Consider the following 462-nt stretch of genomic DNA (forward strand, 5'->3'; position numbering starts at 1 on the left):
GCACCACCCTGGGCACCGGATTGCTGTCGGTGCCGCCATAGGTGAGCACGTTCGACACATGGTAGCGATAGCGCTGGTTCGACGGGATCGAGGAGAGCGGGCGCCAGGCCGCCTTCACCTCGACCGTCGTCGTCGGCAAGGTGATGCCGGGGGAAAGACGGAACGGGCCGAACTGCGGGATAAAGCTCGCATAATTCTGGTTTACATAGTTGGATTCATACTGGTTGACCTTCGCCTCGAACAGCACCTGCGCATCGGTTCCCGGCTGGGGATTGCCCGGCGTGGTCGGGTAGAAAAGAGTATTCTGTCCGATCTGGTTGGCCTCATCCAGGTTATTATAGGGGAGCGTCCCGCCACCAGGCAGCGTGATGGTGCTGCAAAGCTGCGGATTGGAATTGGTGACGGTCGTCACATATTTCGGCGCGGCACCCCAGGGTTGAGGCGGCGTCGGCGCCGAGGAGG

The 462-nt window shown here is 61.3% G+C and carries 1 protein-coding gene; it reads right to left on the reverse strand.

Annotated features, from left to right (window positions below; translation table 11 throughout):
- On the reverse strand, nucleotides 1-462 hold a 462-nt coding region (locus tag OWC48_RS46460; RefSeq protein WP_282525988.1), incomplete at both ends, for a hypothetical protein.

Source organism: Bradyrhizobium sp. Arg816 (genome assembly GCF_029989365.1).
In the GTDB taxonomy this organism is placed as follows: domain Bacteria; phylum Pseudomonadota; class Alphaproteobacteria; order Rhizobiales; family Xanthobacteraceae; genus Bradyrhizobium.